We start from the raw sequence: 260 nt of genomic DNA, 5'->3' as shown, positions 1-260 counted from the left end.
CCCATTGACGGGCTCGAACTTCTTGTAGGCACACGGTTTCAGGTGCTATTTCACTCCCCTCCCGGGGTTCTTTTCACCTTTCCCTCACGGTACTGGTTCACTATCGGTCATTAAGGAGTATTTAGGCTTGGGAGATGGTCCTCCCGGATTCAAACTGGATTTCGCGTGTCCAGCCCTTCTCAGGATACTGCTAGGTATAAAGTCTATTTCAAATACGAGGCTATTACTCTCTTTGGCTTACCTTCCCAGGTAATTCTTCT

The 260-nt window shown here is 48.1% G+C and carries 1 rRNA gene; it reads right to left on the bottom strand.

Features of this window, described 5'->3' with window-relative positions:
- Positions 1-260: ribosomal RNA gene (locus ETC07_RS16245) — 23S ribosomal RNA — on the bottom strand; the annotation flags it as partial.

This window comes from Halomonas borealis (assembly GCF_004798905.1).
GTDB classification, from domain to species: Bacteria; Pseudomonadota; Gammaproteobacteria; order Pseudomonadales; family Halomonadaceae; genus Halomonas; species Halomonas borealis.
The sequence above is the reverse complement of the archived record's forward strand: the minus strand, read 5'-3'. Positions and strand labels throughout refer to the sequence as shown.